Origin of the sequence: Klebsiella sp. ME-303 (assembly GCF_007910085.1) — a bacterium.
Lineage (GTDB): Bacteria > Pseudomonadota > Gammaproteobacteria > Enterobacterales > Enterobacteriaceae > Klebsiella > Klebsiella michiganensis.
Map to the genome: position 1 here is coordinate 86,050 of NZ_VOJB01000079.1, position 7,026 is coordinate 93,075.

Consider the following 7,026-nt stretch of genomic DNA (forward strand, 5'->3'; position numbering starts at 1 on the left):
ATCAGGTAAATAATTCTACGCATCAAAATAGAGTTAGCATAATCATCTGCTTTTGCGATCCCTCCTTGCTTTAAAACGTTATAAGCGTTTAAATTGCCCCCCTACGGTCGCAGACAGACTGTTTTTGCGTGGTAATTCAAAAAACAATTCTTTTCCACGCCGCTTTGGGAGCATATCCCGCTGAGTTTACTGACAATGGCCGCTGTATCATCCCCAGGGGAAAGGCGCGGTATTTATCCGTTTTTACAACACCACATCCACAGGCTGTAATGAATTTATGACCCATCAGTTAAAATCTCGCGACATCATAGCGTTGGGCTTTATGACCTTCGCGCTGTTTGTCGGCGCAGGCAATATTATCTTCCCCCCAATGGTTGGCTTACAGGCCGGCGAACACGTCTGGAGCGCGGCCATTGGCTTTCTGATTACCGCCGTGGGTCTGCCGGTGCTAACGGTCGTGGCGCTGGCAAAAGTCGGCGGCGGCGTAGAGAGCCTGAGCACGCCGATTGGTAAAGTCGCCGGTATCCTGCTGGCGGTCGTCTGCTACCTGGCCGTAGGGCCGCTGTTCGCGACCCCGCGTACCGCGACCGTCTCTTTTGAGGTGGGGATTGCCCCGCTGACCGGCGACGGCCCGCTGCCGCTGCTGATTTACAGCGTTATCTATTTTGCGCTGGTGATCCTCGTTTCGCTCTACCCGGGCAAGCTGCTGGACACCGTGGGGAATTTCCTCGCGCCGCTGAAAATTATCGCCCTGATTATTCTCGCCGTGGCGGCAATCGTCTGGCCTGCCGGTCCCCTGAGCCACGCGATGGAAGCCTACCGTACCGCGCCGTTCTCTAACGGCTTCGTCAACGGCTATCTGACCATGGACACCCTCGGGGCAATGGTCTTTGGTATCGTGATTGTCAACGCCGCGCGTTCTCGCGGGGTGAGCGAAGCCCGCCTGTTGACCCGCTACACCGTCTGGGCTGGCCTGATGGCCGGCGTGGGCCTGACGCTGCTGTACCTGGCGCTGTTCCGTTTAGGTTCCGATAGCGGCACGCTGGTGGAGCAGTCCGCTAACGGCGCGGCGATTCTGCATGCTTACGTCCAGCACACCTTCGGCGGCGCGGGAAGCTTCCTGCTGGCGGCGCTGATCTTTATCGCCTGTCTGGTGACGGCGGTGGGCCTGACCTGCGCCTGCGCGGAGTTCTTTGCCCAGTACCTGCCGTTCTCCTACCGTACGCTGGTGTTTATCCTCGGCCTGTTTTCGATGGCGGTCTCCAACCTCGGCCTGAGCCACCTGATTCAGATTTCGATTCCGGTGCTGACGGCTATCTATCCGCCGTGTATCGCACTGGTTGTATTAAGCTTTACCCGCGGTTGGTGGCATAATTCGTCCCGCGTAATCGCCCCGGCAATGTTTATCAGCCTGATGTTTGGTATCATTGACGGCATTAAAGCGTCGGCGTTTGCAGAGATGATGCCGTCCTGGACCGCGCGTCTGCCGCTGGCGGAGCAGGGCCTGGCCTGGCTGATGCCAACCGCCGTTATGGTGGTGCTGGCGGTTATCTGGGATCGCGCAGCGGGACGTCAGGTGACATCCAGCGCGCACTAACCGACGCTTTACACAGGTGTTTAACCACGGGACTTCAGGTCCCGTGGTTTTTTGTTTTTTTGGTCACCCTCCTTTGTTCTTTGCCCCCGCGAAGGCCAGAGGAGAAAAACGGCATGGAACACGATGGAAAGTAGTAACAAGCTTAAGCGCGGGCTAAGTACCCGGCATATTCGCTTTATGGCGCTGGGGTCGGCAATCGGTACCGGCCTTTTCTATGGTTCGGCTGACGCGATTAAAATGGCGGGTCCGAGCGTTCTGTTGGCTTATATTATCGGCGGCGCCGCGGCCTACATTATCATGCGCGCGCTGGGCGAGATGTCGGTGCATAACCCGGCCGCCAGTTCATTCTCGCGCTACGCGCAGGATTATCTTGGCCCGCTGGCGGGCTATATCACCGGCTGGACCTACTGTTTCGAAATTCTGATTGTCGCCATCGCCGACGTCACGGCCTTCGGTATCTATATGGGCGTCTGGTTCCCGGCGGTACCGCACTGGATCTGGGTACTCAGCGTGGTGCTGATTATCTGCGCCGTCAACCTGATGAGCGTGAAGGTCTTCGGCGAGCTGGAGTTCTGGTTCTCCTTCTTCAAAGTCGCCACGATTATCATCATGATCCTCGCCGGTTTCGGCATCATTATCTGGGGTATTGGCAACGGCGGGCAGCCGACGGGTATCCACAACCTCTGGAGCAACGGCGGCTTCTTCAGCAACGGTTGGCTGGGGATGGTGATGTCGCTGCAGATGGTAATGTTCGCCTACGGCGGGATCGAAATCATCGGTATCACCGCCGGCGAAGCGAAAGATCCGGAGAAATCCATTCCGCGCGCCATTAACTCGGTGCCGATGCGTATCCTGGTGTTTTACGTCGGGACGCTGTTTGTGATTATGTCTATCTATCCGTGGAACCAGGTGGGGACCAACGGCAGCCCGTTCGTACTGACCTTCCAGCATCTCGGCATCACTTTTGCCGCCAGCATCCTGAACTTTGTGGTGCTGACCGCTTCGCTGTCGGCGATTAACTCCGACGTCTTTGGCGTGGGGCGTATGCTGCACGGCATGGCGGAACAGGGCAGCGCGCCGAAGATGTTCGCGAAAACCTCCCGTCGCGGGGTGCCGTGGGTGACGGTGACGGTGATGACGATTGCCCTGCTGTTCGCGGTCTATCTTAACTACATTATGCCGGAGAACGTCTTCCTGGTGATCGCCTCGCTGGCGACCTTCGCCACCGTCTGGGTGTGGATTATGATCCTGCTGTCGCAGATCGCCTTCCGTCGCCGCCTGCCGCCGGAAGAGGCGAAGGCGCTGAAGTTCAGGGTGCCTGGCGGGGTCGCGACCACGGTGATTGGCCTGCTGTTCCTGGTCTTTATTATCGGTCTGATCGGCTACCATCCTGATACCCGCATCTCGCTGTACGTTGGCTTTGCGTGGATTCTCCTGCTGCTGATTGGCTGGCAGTTTAAAACCCGCCGCGAGCGAAAACTGGCGAAAGCCTAGTCATTTTCGTTCTCTTCTTGCCGGATACGCACGGGCTATCCGGCAAGCTATCCCTCCACCCCCGCCATCCTCCCCCAATAATTCTGCCGATGATGAGTCATACGCCAGTACGCTGTGGCAAGGTGTGCCCATTCTGCAAAGAGAGGAATAATGATGTTGAAGGCATGGCACCTCCCGGTTGCTCCGTTTATTAAGGAACAGCAGGAACGACTGATTATTACGCTATGGTTAAGCGGCGACGATCTGCCGCCGCGGGTCACGCTGCGCGCGGAAGAGGATAACGAAGAGCTGTCGCTGCCGATGCACCGCCTGCGGCAGGAGCCGCATCCGGGCGTGGTGGCGTGGCGCGGGGAAATCAGCCTCGTTAACGGGCAGCCGCGTCGGCGTTACAGCTTCAAGCTGCTGTGGGCCGACCGCCAGCTGTGGTTCACGCCGCAGGGGTTCAACCGCTTTCCGCCGGCCAGGCTGGAGCAGTTTGCGGTCGATCTGCCGGACAGCGGACCGCAGTGGGTAGCCGATCAGGTATTTTATCAAATCTTCCCTGACCGTTTTGCCCGCAGCGAGTCTCGCGAAGCGGGACAGGATGCGATTTATTACCATCACGCCGCCGGTCACGACATCGTACGCAAAGCGTGGGATGAACCGCTAACCGCCGAGGCGGGCGGCTCCACCTTTTACGGCGGCGATCTCGATGGTATCAGCGAGCGGCTGCCGTACCTGAAGCAGCTTGGCGTAACGGCGCTGTACCTGAACCCGGTATTTGTCGCCCCCAGCGTGCATAAATATGATACCGAGGATTATCGTCGCGTTGATCCGCAGTTTGGCGGCGATGCGGCGCTGCTGCGCCTGCGCCACCATACGCAAAAAGAGGGAATGCGTCTGATCCTCGATGGCGTGTTCAACCATAGCGGCGATTCGCATGCCTGGTTCGACCGCCACCAGCGCGGTAGCGGCGGCGCCTGCCATAACGCCGATTCGCCGTGGCGCGACTGGTATAATTTTTCCCCCGAGGGCGTTGCCCACGACTGGCTGGGATACGCCAGCTTGCCTAAGCTGGACTACCGGTCGTCGACGCTGATCGATGAAATCTATGGCGGGGAAGATAGTATCGTGCGCCACTGGCTGAAAGCGCCATGGAGCATGGACGGCTGGCGCCTGGACGTGGTGCATATGCTGGGCGAAGAGGGCGGGGCGCGCAATAACCTGCGCCATATCGCCGGCATTACCCAGGCGGCGAAGCTGGAGCGGCCGGACGCTTTCGTGTTCGGTGAGCATTTCGGCGACGCGCGCCAGTGGCTACAGGCCGACGTTGAAGACTCGGCGATGAACTACCGCGGCTTTACCTTTCCGCTGTGGGGCTTTCTCGCGAACACCGATATCTCCTACGATCCGCAGAAAATCGATGCGCAGACCTGTATGGCGTGGATGGATAACTATCGCGCCGGACTGTCGCACCAGCAGCAGCTGCGGATGTTTAACCAGCTCGATAGCCACGATACCGCGCGCTTTAAGTCTCTGCTCGGCAAAGATGTTGCCCGCCTGCCGCTGGCGGTGGTGTGGCTATTTAGCTGGCCGGGCGTGCCGTGCATTTACTACGGCGATGAAGTGGGCGTGGACGGCAATAACGATCCGTTCTGCCGTAAGCCGTTCCCGTGGGATCCGGCTTTGCAGGATGGCGCTCTGCTCGAACTGTACAAGCGGATGAGCAAGCTGCGTAAGGCCAATCAGGCGCTGCGCTACGGCGGCTGTCAGGTGATTTATGCCGAAGATAACGTGGTGGTGTTCGTGCGCGTCTATAAGCAGCAGCGCGTGCTGGTGGCGATCAACCGCGGCGAAGCCTGCGAGGTGGTGGTGGAGGATTCGCCGCTGCTCGACGTCAACGGCTGGCAGCTGAAAGAGGGCGCCGGGGCGCTACACGACGGCGTGCTGACGCTACCGGCGATCTCCGCCAGCGTCTGGTTTAGCCGCTAGTCGTAAAGCTGGCTCAGGCTTTCACTTTGCAAAATGGCCTCGCGCCACCAGCGCTGGGCCAGCCCGTCGTTGCCGCTGCGCCAGGCCATATAGGTGATATCTTTCTCGCGGCAGGAGATGACGGCCTTTTCGACCAGCTCGCCTTTTTCCAGCCACGGCCGGGCAATGTGGCGCGGTAAAAAGCCGCAGCCCAGCCCGGCGCGCAAGAGTTCGACTTTACTGGCGAAATCATCGACGCGGATTTGCGGCTGCTCGTCGAGCAGGTTGCTGTTGAGCGGATGGCAGTAGCGGGCGCTGTCGCTGATGACCACCGCGCGATGCAGGCTGAGCTGCTTGTTGGTCAGCGGTTGGGTTGTTTCCGCCAGCGGATGCCCCGGCGCGATGACGAAAATATTGTCCATGGCGCCGAGCATTTTCCACGACCATTCGGCGGAGGTCGGCGGTTCATTGATCGCCCCGAGAATAATATCCGCGCCGTTGTGGGTGAGCTCTTCCCACGAGCCCGCAAGGGTATGGTGGGTAAAGTTAAGGCGGGTTTGCGGATGCTGGGCGTAGAACGCGTCGATCAGCGGCAGCAGCGCGCTAAACGGGAAAGAGTCATCCAGGGCGATTGCCAGATCCCGTTCCCAACCGGCGCTGAGCTGCACCGCCTGCTTTTCCAGATCTTTGGCGGCATTCAGCAGCAATCGGCCTTTCTCCAGCATCATTCTGCCCGTATCGGTAAATTTCGCCCGGTGCCCGGAGCGATCCAACAGAGTGATATTCAGATCGTTTTCCAGCTTTTGAATCATGTAGCTCAGCGCGGCAGGGGTTTTAAATAGCGATTCTGCGGCGGTGGCAAAAGAGCCATGTTTGTCCAGCGCGTCGAGAATCAACAGGACATCAAGGTTCAGGCGCATGCGTCAGCTTCCGGTAAAAAAGAGTGCCTCCGTTTTACCGGAGCGCCCTGTTCAATTCCAGTGAATAATTTAGAACGGTTAACCGTAAAAATTTGAAAAACATAATTTCGCCCATTTTGTAATGGTTAATCGAATAGCCATCACTTTTCGCTTTGGAAATAAATCAGAAAAAAATCTTTAATAACTCGTTAGAAATTACTGACTATACTCACCATGCTTTATCAGTCAGGATCCAGACAGCACAACGGAAACGGTAGTATCTTTTTAACTCATTGATTAACAGGATATGTTATGTCTATTCGTGAACTGATCGATCCCTCAAACTCAGCGCTTATTTTTATTGACCACCAGCCGCAAATGTCTTTTGGCGTAGCCAATATTGACCGTCAGACCCTGAAAAATAATACGGTGGCCTTAGCCAAAGCGGGCAAAATTTTTAATGTTCCGGTGATTTATACCTCAGTAGAAACCAAAAGCTTCAGCGGCTATATCTGGCCGGAACTGCTGGCCGTACATCCTGATGTGAAACCTATTGAACGTACCTCAATGAATTCCTGGGAAGACGCGGCTTTTGTTGAAGCGGTAAAGGCGACCGGACGCAAGAAACTGATTATTTCCGCACTGTGGACGGAAGTCTGCCTGACTTTCCCGGCGCTGATGGCGCTGGATGCGGGCTATGAAGTTTACGTGGTGACCGATACCTCTGGCGGCACCTCGGTTGATGCCCACGAACGCTCCATTGACCGTATGGTGCAGGCCGGCGCGGTGCCGGTAACCTGGCAGCAGGTGCTGCTGGAGTACCAGCGCGACTGGTCGCGTAAAGAGACGTATGACGCGGTGATGGACCTGGTGCGCGAGCACAGCGGCGCCTACGGGATGGGCGTGGATTACGCTTATACCATGGTGCACGGCGCCCCAGAGCGTAAAGCTTAAATACACTTCATCCTTCAAGCTGCCTCTTTGTTGGCTTCGTTTGTCCGCCCCGGTCACTGACTCATGTCAGCTCCCGGGGACGAACAACCTTGCCGCCTCGACGCAGCATGAATGATTTTGTGTATTGGCCTC

General features: G+C 57.4%; 5 protein-coding genes. 4 read left to right on the top strand and 1 reads right to left on the bottom strand.

Features of this window, described 5'->3' with window-relative positions:
• The first annotated feature begins 277 nt into the window (after positions 1-277).
• The 3 genes from brnQ (at position 278) to malZ (ending at position 5,062) form a co-directional block, all read left to right on the top strand.
• Positions 278-1,597, top strand: coding sequence for a branched-chain amino acid transporter carrier protein BrnQ (gene brnQ, locus FQK12_RS15545; RefSeq protein WP_014228148.1), 1,320 nt, complete (start codon positions 278-280; stop codon positions 1,595-1,597).
• Between the two features lie 123 nt (positions 1,598-1,720).
• Positions 1,721-3,091, top strand: coding sequence for a proline-specific permease ProY (proY, locus tag FQK12_RS15550; RefSeq protein ID WP_014228149.1), 1,371 nt, complete (start codon positions 1,721-1,723; stop codon positions 3,089-3,091).
• Positions 3,092-3,244: 153 nt separating this feature from the next.
• The gene (gene malZ, locus FQK12_RS15555) at positions 3,245-5,062 is read left to right on the top strand and encodes a maltodextrin glucosidase (protein ID WP_025107190.1); all 1,818 of its coding nucleotides are present in this window, start codon (positions 3,245-3,247) and stop codon (positions 5,060-5,062) included.
• Here malZ and FQK12_RS15560 read toward each other — a convergent pair.
• Positions 5,059-5,961 carry a LysR family transcriptional regulator gene (locus FQK12_RS15560; protein ID WP_014228151.1) on the bottom strand — a complete coding sequence of 301 codons (903 nt, stop codon included), beginning with the start codon at positions 5,959-5,961 and terminating at the stop codon, positions 5,059-5,061. The two genes, malZ and FQK12_RS15560, sit on opposite strands and share 4 nt — an antisense overlap.
• Before the next feature lie 291 nt (positions 5,962-6,252).
• On the opposite strand from FQK12_RS15560, the gene FQK12_RS15565 reads away from it, so the two are divergent.
• Positions 6,253-6,894 carry a hydrolase gene (locus FQK12_RS15565; protein WP_004848179.1) on the top strand — a complete coding sequence of 214 codons (642 nt, stop codon included), beginning with the start codon at positions 6,253-6,255 and terminating at the stop codon, positions 6,892-6,894.
• Positions 6,895-7,026: the final 132 nt, after the last annotated feature.